Source organism: Streptomyces murinus (genome assembly GCF_002154555.1).
Taxonomy (GTDB): domain Bacteria; phylum Actinomycetota; class Actinomycetes; order Streptomycetales; family Streptomycetaceae; genus Streptomyces; species Streptomyces murinus.
Genome location: NZ_MUNF01000654.1, coordinates 1 through 11,378 on the forward strand (window position 1 = coordinate 1; position 11,378 = coordinate 11,378).

General features: G+C 71.2%; 7 protein-coding genes. 6 read left to right on the forward strand and 1 reads right to left on the reverse strand.

Annotated features, from left to right (window positions below; all coding sequences use genetic code 11):
- Positions 1–844, reverse strand: an 844-nt coding sequence (locus CCN72_RS32360; RefSeq protein ID WP_107430213.1) for an aldo/keto reductase, incomplete at its 3' end; no start/stop codon positions are given.
- Between the two features lie 75 nt (positions 845–919).
- Here CCN72_RS32360 and CCN72_RS32365 point away from each other — a divergent pair.
- From CCN72_RS32365 to serA, 6 genes are all read left to right on the forward strand, one after another.
- Complete coding sequence (locus CCN72_RS32365; protein WP_086811759.1) at positions 920–1,960, forward strand: 2-hydroxyacid dehydrogenase; 1,041 nt, start codon at positions 920–922, stop codon at positions 1,958–1,960.
- Positions 1,961–2,343: 383 nt separating this feature from the next.
- Positions 2,344–5,715 carry a putative bifunctional diguanylate cyclase/phosphodiesterase gene (locus tag CCN72_RS32375; protein WP_167408738.1) on the forward strand — a complete coding sequence of 1,124 codons (3,372 nt, stop codon included), beginning with the start codon at positions 2,344–2,346 and terminating at the stop codon, positions 5,713–5,715.
- Positions 5,716–5,958: 243 nt separating this feature from the next.
- On the forward strand, positions 5,959–7,806 hold the full coding sequence (locus CCN72_RS32380) for an acetolactate synthase large subunit (protein ID WP_085566693.1): 1,848 nt from the start codon (positions 5,959–5,961) through the stop codon (positions 7,804–7,806).
- Positions 7,807–7,828: 22 nt separating this feature from the next.
- Positions 7,829–8,353: an acetolactate synthase small subunit gene (ilvN, locus tag CCN72_RS32385; protein ID WP_037657258.1), complete on the forward strand. Its 525-nt coding sequence runs from the start codon at positions 7,829–7,831 to the stop codon at positions 8,351–8,353.
- Between the two features lie 129 nt (positions 8,354–8,482).
- On the forward strand, positions 8,483–9,481 hold the full coding sequence (ilvC, locus tag CCN72_RS32390) for a ketol-acid reductoisomerase (RefSeq protein WP_085566694.1): 999 nt from the start codon (positions 8,483–8,485) through the stop codon (positions 9,479–9,481).
- 249 nt (positions 9,482–9,730) lie between these two features.
- Positions 9,731–11,320 carry a phosphoglycerate dehydrogenase gene (serA, locus tag CCN72_RS32395; RefSeq protein ID WP_085566695.1) on the forward strand — a complete coding sequence of 530 codons (1,590 nt, stop codon included), beginning with the start codon at positions 9,731–9,733 and terminating at the stop codon, positions 11,318–11,320.
- Positions 11,321–11,378: the final 58 nt, after the last annotated feature.

An 11,378-nucleotide genomic window follows, 5' to 3' on the forward strand; every position in this document is an offset into this window, starting at 1 on the left:
GATCGTGGCCGGTCTGCGCCGCGTCGCCCGCCGGCACGGCCCGCAGGTCACCCCGGCGCAGACCGGCCACGATCGGCTGGTTGGCCGCCATCATCTCGGCGGTGAACCGGGGGTGCCGGGCGCGCACATCGTCCGGTTCGAAGCCCTCGCCCGGGGTGAGCGTGCCGGTCAGGAAGCCGTTGCCCAGCGGCATCGCCGCCAGGAAGCCCACCCCCCGTGCCTCGCACCACGGCAGCAGCGTCCGCAGCGCCTCCGGGGACCACACCGACAGCTCCGCCTCGACCGCGGCCACCGGGAACACCTGCTGCACCCGCTGCAACTGGCGCAGTGTGCCGTCGTACAGGCCGGTGCCCGAGCGGCGGCCGCCGCGGGCGCCCAGCGCGCACAGACCGAGCGACCGCACCTTCCCGGCCCGCACCAGCTCCGCCATCGCCCCCCAGGTCTCCTCGATCGGCACCTCGGGGTCGGGGCGGTGCAACTGGTAGAGGTCGATCACCTCCGTCTGGAGCCGGCGCAGCGAGGCGTCACAGGCCCGTCTCACATAGCCGGGGCGGCCGTTGGCCACGATGTGCTGCTCGCCCACCAGCAGCCCCACCTTCGTGGAGACGAACGCGTCCGCCCGCCGCTCCCTCAGCACCCGCCCGAGCAGCAGCTCGTTGGTGAACGGGCCGTACATGTCCGCGGTGTCCAGCAGGCTCGACCCCAGGTCCAGTGCCCGGTGCACGCATCTCACCGACTCGTCGCCCCGTTGCCGCGAGGTGCTGTACGCCCAGCTCATCGGCATGCACCCGAGTCCGACGGCCCCCACCGCGAGCGCCCCCGCGCCGATCGTCCTGCGCTCCACCTGCTCCGGAACCTCCCCTAGCCTGACCCCCAACCTAACCTCTGCACCGCGCGTACCTGACATAGCCTCCTGACCATGAGCGCAGACGTATGGCTTCCGCTTCCGCCCGAGGAGATCGAGGGGCTGCCCGAGGGCCTCCGGTACCTGTTCTGGGACGGGGGCGAGGACGGCGACCAGGAGTTTCCGGGCGACCCGGCGCGCTGCGTGATGTACGTGGTGCCGTACATGAAGCGGTGGCCGGTCAAGGTGCGCCCGCTGGAGCAGTTGAGCAATGTCCGGGTGATCCAGACCCTCACGGCCGGCGTCGACGACATCACGGCGCGGCTTTCGGCCATCGTGCCGGGCGTACGGCTGTGCAACGCGCGGGGGGTGCACGAGGCGAGCACCGCCGAGCTGGCGCTCACCCTGACCCTGGCCGCGCTGCGCGGCATCCCGGACTTCGTGCGGGCCCAGCAACAGGAGCGCTGGCAGGGCGTGTTCCGGCCCGCGCTCGCCGACAAGAACGTGCTCATCGTCGGCTACGGCTCGATCGGCGCCGCCATCGAGGACCGGCTCACGCCCTTCGAGCTTGCGCGGGTGGCGCGCGTCGCGCGCTCCCGGCGCACCACGGCGCGCGGTCTCGTGCATCCGATCGCCGATGTGCTCTCTCTGCTTCCGGAAGCCGATGTCGTGATTCTGTCCACCCCTCTCACGGACGCCACCCACGGTCTGGTGGACGCGGAGTTCCTCTCCCGGATGAAGGACGGGGCCCTCCTGGTGAACGTCGCCCGGGGGCCGGTCGTGGACACGAACGCGCTGCTCGCGGAGCTGGAGCGGGGCCGGATCCTGGCCGCCCTGGACGTCACCGACCCCGAGCCGCTGCCGCCCGGCCACCCCCTGTGGAAGGCCCCCGGCGCACTGATCACCCCGCATGTCGGCGGACCCACGTCGGCCTTCCTGCCGCGCGCCCGGCGGCTGCTGGTCGACCAGTTGACCCGGTTCGTGAACCACGAGCCGCTGCGGAACGTGATCCTGACGACCGGGCAGCACCCGAAGGAGCCGGTGGGAACGGCCCCCGAAGATCCGGCCGGAACAGATCCGGAGGGCCCGGACACCCCGGGAACGAACGGGCGTTAGGCCCTTTCCGGCACCCTCCGCGACCTCTCGGACGCGGCCCGTGCCCGCATCGCCGCTGGTCGTCACGGAGCGTAGAGAAGCTATGTCCCTGAGTGACGAACCTGGTGTATCGTCCCGACAGGGGCAGCGCCGCCTACATCGGCGCCGGGGATGACATTTCAGATCTTGTGAGGGGGGCGACGGGCGATGCACGGCCTATGGACGAACGATCCGACGCGTTGGAGCCGCCGACGGCGGCCCTGGCGCACGGCCGCGGTCAGACGCGGCCACCACACCGCTCACCACAGCCACCACCCGCGCCGGCCGGCCGGCCCCCGCAGGCACGCGCACCCGGTCCGCCGGGTGCGGCGGGACGCGGGCGCGTCACCCACCGGGAGGCCCCGGTGAGCGCGCCCACGCCGACCACCACCGTCCACGCAGAGGTGCGCGCGCCGCACCCGCACCAGGACCCGCCGGCGCGCGGACGGGTCCGCGTCGGGCGCACCCGCGCCTCCGAACAGCTCGTCCTCGCCCTCGTCTGCGCGGCGTACGCCGTCGGCGCCGCGTTCGACTGGGGTACGGACGAGATCGCGCTGGTCATGGGCGACTTCGGGCTCAGCGCCGCGGCCGGTGTCGCAGCCGTTTCCTGCTTCCTCTACGCCCGCGGCCCCCGGGTCCGCTACCGCCCGGCCTGGCTGCTGTTCGGCCTCTCCTCGGCCATGGCGGCCCTGGGCAACGCCGTCTGGGGCTGGTACGAGGTCGTGCTCGGCCGGCCCGTGCCCAGCCCGTCGTACGCCGATCTGTTCTTCCTGTGCTTCGCGCCGCCCGCGATCGTGGGCCTGCTGGTGCTCGCCAGCCGTCCGGTGACCCGGGCCGGCTGGATCTGTCTGGGGCTGGACGCCTGGCTGATCGGCGGTTCGCTGCTCACCCTGTCGTGGAGCCTCGCGCTCGCCCAGGCGGCCCGGTTCGACGGGCCGAGCGTGGCGCACACCGCGCTGTCGCTGGCGTATCCGCTGCTGGACATCGCGCTGGTCAGCATGGTGCTCGCGCTGCACTTCCGGCGCGCGCCCGGCAATCGCACCGCCGTGAACACCGCGATCGGCGCGCTCGCCCTGACCGTGATGTGCGACGCGCTGTTCACCTCGCCGCTGCTGCACACCAGTTACCGCTCCGGGCAGCTGCTGGACGCGGGCTGGTTCGCCGGTTCGCTGCTGCTCGCCTACGCCCCCTGGGCCACACCCCGGGCCGGGAGCGCGCCGACGCCGGACGGGCCCACCCGTGCGGCCTCCGGGCACCTGCCCGCGCCGCGCGCCGCGGGCCATCGGCCACCGTCCGCGCCCGCCCCGTCCGCGCCCGCCCCGAGTGCCGAGCACAGCCGGGACCCGGGCTCCGGGCAGGACGCAGGCTCCGGGCACGACGTGTCCGCAGGGGCCGAGCGCGACGCGTACGACGGCTCCGGACACGGCGCGTACCCGGACCCGGAACCGAGCCGCCTCCAGGACACCGGGGACAGCGCGTTCCCGGGCGCCGCGCACGGGCCGCTCCCGGCACCCGACCGCACCGACCCGGCCCTTCCCGCCGGTGCCGACTCCGTCCGCTACCCGGCCGGCCGCCCGATCACCGGCTCGCTCGCCGCGCTCACCCCGTATCTCGCCGCCGCCGTATGCACCCTGGGCATCCTGTACAACGTCCTGAACGGCCGCAGGCCCGACCACGTCGTGCTGATCACCGCGGGCTGCGTCGTGCTCGCGCTCGTGATCCGCCAGGGCATCATGCTCCTGGACAACATCGCCCTCACCCAGGAACTGGCCCAGAAGGAGAACCACTTCCGCTCCCTGGTGCAGGGCTCCAGCGACGTCATCATGATCGCCGCGCCCAACGGCATCCTGCGCTACGTCTCCCCGGCCGCCGCCGGGGTCTACGGCCGTCCCGCCGAGGACCTGGTGGGCACCGAGCTGGCCGCCCTGATCCACCCCGAGGACCTGGGCTGCGTGGTGCACGAGGTGCGCCGCTTCCTCGCGGCCAGCCCGCTGACGGAGCCCACCACCCGTATCGAGTGCCGCTTCCGCTCCGGCGGCGGGGGCGGCTGGCTGAATGTCGAGTCCACCGTCAACCGCCACCACGGCGGCCTGATCTTCAACAGCCGGGACGTCACCGAACGCGTGCGCCTCCAGGCGCAGTTGCAGCACAACGCGGAGCACGACCCGCTGACCGACCTGCCCAACCGCGCGCTGTTCACCCGGCGCGTCCAGCAGGCCCTGTCCGGCCGCCGGGCCACCGACCGGGGCGCCGCCCTGCGCGGCACCGCGGTGCTCTTCATCGACCTCGACGGCTTCAAGGCCGTCAACGACACCATCGGGCACCAGGCCGGCGACGAACTCCTCGTCCAGGCCGCCCGAAGACTCCAGGACGCGGTCCGCCAGGGCGACACCGCCTCCCGGCTCGGCGGCGACGAGTTCGCGGCCCTGATCGTCGGGGACGGCACCCATGACCGTGCCGCCCGGGAGCGCAACATCCTGGAGCTCGCCGACCGCCTCAGGATGACCCTCTCCCAGCCCTACGCGATCGACGGCAACGATGTCCGGGTCAACGCCTCCATCGGCGTCGCCTTCGCCGAACCCGGCCTCGGCGCGGGCGAGTTGCTGCGCAACGCCGACCTCGCGATGTACCGCGCGAAATCGGCCGGAAAGGGCCGGGTCGAGCTGTACAAGCCGCAGATGCAGCAGGACGTCGTACGCAAGGCGGAGCTGGCCACCCGGCTGCGCGCCGCGCTGCACGACGGGGAGTTCGCGCTGCTGCACCAGCCCGTGGTGTGTCTGGAGGACGGCCGGATCACGGCGGTCTCGGCGCAGGCCCGCTGGCGGTCCTCGCAAGGGGTGCTGTTCACCCCGGCCGAGTTCCTGCGGGTGGCCGAGGACGGCGACAAGACGGCCGAGCTGGACCGCTGGATCCTCCAGGAGTCCGTGGCGGGGGCCGCCGAGCGGGCCGCGAGCGGGCTCGTCGTACCGGTGGCGGTGCGGATGAGCGCCCGGCGGCTGCTGGACCGCTCGCTGCCGCCCGGCTCGGTGGAGGCACTGCTGACCAGATACGGGCTGCCGCCCGGAGCCCTGGTCATCGAGCTGTCCGACACCGATCCGGGGCTCGGTCTCGACGAGCTGGAGCGGCGGCTGACCGCGCTGAGCCGGCTCGGGGTGCGGATCGCGCTGGACGGCTTCGGCAGCGGCCATGCGGCGATCGCCGCGCTGCGGCGGCTGCCCGTGGACATCCTCAAGCTCGACCGCGGCCTGGTCGAGGGCGTGGTGGACTCCGCGCGGCTGCACAAGATCACCAGTGGGCTGCTGCGGATCGCGGGCGATCTCGGGCTCCAGTCCGTCGCCGAGGGCGTGGACCTGCCCGAGCAGGCGGTGGCGCTGCGCGCGATGGGCTGCACCCATGGCATCGGCGCGGCGTTCTCCGGTCCGCTGGACGAGTACCGGCTGCGCCGGGCGCTCGGCGCCGGGTCCTGCCCGGTGCCGCACAGCGGAACGGGAGCACACGCGGCGGCCGGAGCGCACGCGCCGGCCGGGGCGCACGCCTCGGGCGGAGCCCATGCCGGGACCGGCCCGCGCACATCGAGCGGGCCCCATGTGCCGGCCGAACCGGCGTTCGCGGGCAGAGTGCGGGAAACACAGGGGCGGCTGGGTGCCACGGGGGTGTACACCGGAGGAGTACCCGCTGTTTTCGGAGGCAGCAGTGCCCTTCGCTCACATTCTGAGACGCCCGTCCCACCCACTTGACACGTGGTGCGCCCCGGGGGGAGGGTCAGTGCCATGCGCACCCGAATTCTCGTACTTGGACAGCGCGTCGGCTGAGCTGGGACCCACCGGAATGCGATCCGGAATCCCCAGCGACCCTCACCGGCGCGCTCCCCTCGCTTGCCTCACGGCACGAGGGGTTTTTTGTTGCACGAGTGACCCTCGTACGACTGACGAACTCCGCCCGAACCTCGCAAAAACCCTCAGCATCGAGAAGAGAAGCCGATGACCGAGCAGGCCACCGGGGCCCATCATCCGCAGCCCCGGCCCCGATCCGGCGGACACTCCGCCCCCGTCGAGCACGTCACGGGCGCGCAGTCCCTCATCCGCTCCCTTGAAGAGGTCGGGGCGGACACGGTATTCGGAATTCCCGGCGGCGCGATCCTGCCGGCGTACGACCCGCTGATGGACTCCACCCGGGTGCGCCACGTCCTGGTCCGCCACGAGCAGGGCGCGGGCCACGCGGCCGAGGGATACGCCCAGGCCACCGGCAAGGTCGGCGTCTGCATGGCGACGAGCGGACCGGGCGCGACCAACCTGGTCACCCCGATCGCCGACGCCCATATGGACTCGGTGCCGATGGTCGCGATCACCGGCCAGGTGTCCTCGAAGTCGATCGGCACGGACGCCTTCCAGGAGGCGGACATCGTCGGCATCACCATGCCGATCACCAAGCACAACTTCCTGGTGACCAAGGCCGAGGAGATCCCGCGGATCATCGCGCAGGCCTTCCACATCGCCTCCACCGGGCGTCCAGGGCCGGTGCTGGTCGACATCGCCAAGGACGCCCTCCAGGCGAAGACCACCTTCTCCTGGCCGCCGGTCATGGACCTGCCCGGCTACCGCCCGGTCACCAAGCCGCACGCCAAGCAGATCCGCGAGGCGGCCAAGCTGATCACCGCCGCCAAGCGGCCGGTCCTCTACGTCGGCGGCGGCGTCCTGAAGGCCAAGGCCACCGCCGAGCTGAAGGTCCTCGCCGAACTCACCCAAGCGCCCGTCACCACCACCCTGATGGCGCTCGGCGCATTCCCCGACAGCCACCCCCTGCACGTGGGAATGCCGGGCATGCACGGTGCGGTCACCGCCGTCACCGCGCTGCAGAAGGCCGACCTGATCGTCGCCCTCGGTGCCCGCTTCGACGACCGCGTCACCGGCAAGCTGGACAGCTTCGCGCCGTACGCCAAGATCGTGCACGCCGACATCGACCCGGCCGAGATCGGCAAGAACCGCGAGGCCGACGTGCCGATCGTGGGCGACGCCCGCGAGGTCATCGCCGACCTGGTCCAGGCCGTGCAGAAGGAGCACAGCGAGGGCCACCAGGGCGACTACAGCGCCTGGTGGCACGACCTCAACCGCTGGCGCGAGACCTACCCGCTCGGCTACGACCGGCCCGAGGACGGCTCGCTGTCCCCGCAGGCCGTCATCGAGCGCGTCGGACAGCTCGCCCCCGAGGGCACCATCTTCGCGGCGGGCGTCGGCCAGCACCAGATGTGGTCCGCGCACTTCATCCAGTACGAGCAGCCCGCCACCTGGCTGAACTCCGGCGGCGCCGGGACCATGGGCTACTCGGTCCCGGCCGCCATGGGCGCCAAGGCCGGCCGGCCCGAGCGCACGGTCTGGGCGATCGACGGCGACGGCTGCTTCCAGATGACCAACCAGGAACTGACCACCTGCGCCCTGAACAACATCCCCATCAAGGTCGCCGTCATCAACAACGGCGCGCTCGGGATGGTCCGCCAGTGGCAGACTCTGTTCTACAACCAGCGCTACTCCAACACCGTCCTGCACAGCGGTCCCGACGACGTCAACCCCGAGGCCCGGGGCACCCGGGTGCCGGACTTCGTGAAGCTGGCCGAGGCGATGGGCTGCGTGGGGCTGCGCTGCGAGCGCCCCGAGGACCTGGACAAGGTCATCGAGGAGGCCAATTCCATCAACGACCGTCCGGTGGTCGTGGACTTCATCGTCCACCAGGACGCCATGGTGTGGCCGATGGTCGCCGCCGGCACCTCGAACGACGAGATCATGGCCGCCCGGGACGTCCGCCCCGACTTCGGCGACAGCGAAGACGACTGAGCGAGAGAGACGTAAAAAGACCATGTCCAAGCACACGCTCTCCGTCCTGGTGGAGAACAAGCCGGGCATCCTCGCCCGGATCGCCGCCCTGTTCTCCCGCCGCGGCTTCAACATCGACTCGCTCGCGGTGGGCGTCACCGAACACCCCGACATCTCCCGGATCACCATCGTGGTCGGTGTCGAGGAACTGCCGCTGGAGCAGGTGACCAAGCAGCTCAACAAGCTGGTCGAGGTCCTGAAGATCGTCGAGCTGGAACCCCATCAGGCCGTTCAGCGCGAACTCGTTCTGGTGAAGGTCCGCGCGGACAACGAGACCCGCTCCCAGATCGTGGAGATCGTCCAGCTGTTCCGCGCCAAGACCGTGGACGTCTCCCCGGAGGCCGTGACCATCGAGGCCACCGGGTCAGGCGAGAAGCTGTCCGCCATGCTCAAGATGCTGGAGCCGTTCGGCATCAAGGAGCTGGTCCAGTCCGGCACCATCGCCATCGGCCGCGGCGCCCGTTCGATCACGGACCGCTCGCTGCGCGCCCTGGACCGATCCGCGTAACACCCGCTGCGGACGCGTACGGGCGGCCGGTCGCACCGCTCGCCCGTATGCCGAGACCCCGAAACCACCTCACCGCCCACCGTCATACGGTGGGACGCACCACCTGCACACATAGGGAGAGAACCCAAAGTGGCCGAGCTGTTCTACGACGCTGACGCCGACCTGTCCATCATCCAGAACCGCAAGGTCGCGGTCATCGGTTACGGCAGCCAGGGTCACGCGCACGCCCTGTCGCTGCGCGACTCCGGTGTGGACGTCCGGGTCGGTCTGCACGAGGGCTCCACGTCCAAGGTCAAGGCTGAGGAGCAGGGCCTGCGCGTGGTCACCCCGGCCGAGGCCGCGGCCGAGGCCGACGTCATCATGATCCTGGTCCCGGACCCGATCCAGGCCCAGGTCTACGAGGAGTCCATCGCCGGGAACCTGAAGGACGGCGACGCGCTGTTCTTCGGCCATGGCTTCAACATCCGCTTCGGCTTCATCAAGCCCCCGGCCGGCGTGGACGTCTGCATGGTCGCCCCCAAGGGCCCGGGCCACCTGGTCCGCCGCCAGTACGAGGAAGGCCGCGGCGTGCCCTGCATCGCCGCCGTCGAGCAGGACGCCTCCGGCAACGCCTTCGCGCTGGCCCTGTCGTACGCCAAGGGCATCGGCGGCACCCGCGCCGGCGTCATCAAGACGACCTTCACCGAGGAGACCGAGACCGACCTCTTCGGCGAGCAGGCCGTGCTGTGCGGTGGCACCGCCGCGCTGGTCAAGGCGGGCTTCGAGACCCTGACCGAGGCCGGCTACCAGCCGGAGATCGCCTACTTCGAGTGCCTGCACGAGCTGAAGCTGATCGTGGACCTCATGTACGAGGGCGGCCTGGAGAAGATGCGCTGGTCCATCTCCGAGACCGCCGAGTGGGGCGACTACGTCACCGGCCCGCGCATCATCACCGACGCCACCAAGGCGGAGATGAAGAAGGTCCTCGCCGAGATCCAGGACGGCACCTTCGCCAAGAACTGGATGGACGAGTACCACGGCGGTCTGAAGAAGTACAACGAGTACAAGAAGCAGGACTCCGAGCACCTGCTGGAGACCACCGGCAAGCAGCTGCGTCAGCTGATGAGCTGGGTGAACGAGGAGGCGTAAGCCTCGCGTCAGGGGGCCGGGGCATGCTGCTCCGGCCCCCATTCGCCACGATCTCCGACAGCACTCCACATTGGAGTTCCCCGTCCGGGTGATCCTTCCGCAGCGGCGCAAAACGAAGAGCGCGGCGCCACTAGACTGCTGCACAACATACGCGTCAGGCCCACAGCGTCGTGCGTCTTCCACGCGGCTAGCACCCCTCCGCCAGCGGCCGTCGGGACGGCCGTCCGCATTGGACTTGTGAGGACCCACGTGAGCTCGAAACCCGTCGTACTCATCGCCGAAGAGCTTTCGCCCGCGACCGTCGACGCCCTTGGACCGGACTTCGAGATCCGGCACTGCAACGGAGCCGACCGGGCGGAGCTGCTGCCCGCCATCGCCGACGTCGACGCGATCCTGATCCGTTCCGCCACCAAGGTCGACGCCGAGGCCGTCGCCGCGGCCAAGAAGCTCAAGGTCGTCGCCCGCGCGGGCGTCGGCCTGGACAACGTGGACGTGTCCGCCGCCACCAAGGCCGGCGTGATGGTCGTCAACGCCCCGACCTCCAACATCGTGACCGCGGCCGAGCTGGCCTGCGGTCTGCTGCTGTCCACCGCCCGCAACATCCCGCAGGCGAACGCCGCGCTGAAGAACGGCGAGTGGAAGCGCAGCAAGTACACGGGCGTCGAGCTGGCCGAGAAGACCCTCGGCGTCGTCGGCCTCGGCCGCATCGGCGCCCTGGTCGCGCAGCGCATGTCCGCCTTCGGCATGAAGGTCGTCGCCTACGACCCGTACGTACAGCCGGCGCGCGCCGCCCAGATGGGCGTCAAGGTGCTGTCCCTGGACGAGCTCCTCGAAGTCTCCGACTTCATCACCGTCCACCTGCCGAAGACTCCCGAGACCCTCGGCCTCATCGGCGACGAGGCGCTGCGCAAGGTCAAGCCGAGCGTGCGTATCGTCAACGCTGCGCGCGGCGGCATCGTGGACGAGGCGGCGCTGTACGCGGCGCTGAAGGAGGGCCGGGTCGCCGGCGCCGGCCTCGATGTGTACACCAAGGAGCCCTGCACCGACTCCCCGCTGTTCGAGCTGGACCAGGTCGTGTGCACCCCCCACCTGGGCGCCTCCACGGACGAGGCCCAGGAGAAGGCGGGCATCGCGGTCGCCCGCTCGGTGCGCCTCGCCCTCGCCGGTGAACTGGTCCCGGACGCGGTCAACGTCCAGGGCGGTGTCATCGCCGAGGACGTCAAGCCGGGCCTGCCGCTGGCCGAGCGCCTGGGCCGCATCTTCACCGCGCTCGCCGGTGAGGTGGCCGTGCGCCTGGATGTCGAGGTCTACGGCGAGATCACCCAGCACGATGTGAAGGTGCTCGAACTCTCCGCGCTCAAGGGCGTGTTCGAGGACGTCGTCGACGAGACGGTGTCGTATGTGAACGCCCCGCTGTTCGCCCAGGAGCGCGGCGTCGAGGTCCGCCTCACCACCAGCTCCGAGGCCACCGAGCACCGCAATGTGGTGACCGTGCGCGGCACGCTCGGCACCGGCGAGGAGGTGTCGGTCTCCGGCACCCTGGCCGGCCCCAAGCACGTCCAGAAGATCGTCGCGGTCGGGGAGTACGACGTCGACCTCGCCCTCGCCGACCACATGCTGGTCCTGCGCTACGAGGACCGTCCCGGTGTCGTCGGCACCGTCGGCCGCATCCTCGGCGAGGCCGGTCTGAACATCGCCGGCATGCAGGTCGCCCGTGCCACGGTGGGCGGCGAGGCGCTGGCCGTCCTCACGGTGGACGACACGGTGACGGCGAACGTGCTGGCCGAGGTCTCCGCCGAGATCGGCGCCGCCTCGGCCCGCTCGGTCAACCTGGTCTGACCCGCTGCACGGAAGGCCGGACACGCCGATCCGCGGGGCGCTGCGCGAACGCGGTCGT

Coding starts and splice junctions, on each gene's coding strand:
- CCN72_RS32365 (WP_086811759.1), top strand. CDS start 920: ATGAGCGCAGACGTATGGCTTCCGCTTCCGCCCGAGGAGATCGAGGGG.
- CCN72_RS32380 (WP_085566693.1), top strand. CDS start 5,959: ATGACCGAGCAGGCCACCGGGGCCCATCATCCGCAGCCCCGGCCCCGA.
- ilvN (WP_037657258.1), top strand. CDS start 7,829: ATGTCCAAGCACACGCTCTCCGTCCTGGTGGAGAACAAGCCGGGCATC.